The organism is Methylobacterium sp. C33D, from assembly GCF_053345825.1.
The window spans coordinates 1-221 of sequence record NZ_JBKFAV010000285.1; the positions used below are offsets into that span (position 1 = coordinate 1).

Annotated in this window: 1 protein-coding gene; it reads right to left on the reverse strand. The window is 71.0% G+C overall.

The window, feature by feature from the left end:
• Positions 1–221: outer membrane protein (locus ACLBXO_RS32400; protein WP_447687985.1), on the reverse strand; the 221-nt coding region annotated here is incomplete at both ends.

Below are 221 nucleotides of genomic sequence, written 5' to 3' on the forward strand. Positions count from 1 at the left end.
GTACAGGCCTTCGACCTTGAGCGTCACGGCCGAGGAGCGGAAGAAGTTCAGGAACGAGTCGGTGGGCAGGGCGTACTCGATGCCGCCGCCGACGGCCCAGCCGGTGCGGAAGCTGTCGTTGCCGGCGAAGCCGCCGAAGGAGCGGTCGGCGCTGCCCGAGCCGTAGGCGAAGCCGCCGGTGCCGTACACGAGGGTGCGGTCGAAGGCGTAGCCGAGGCGGC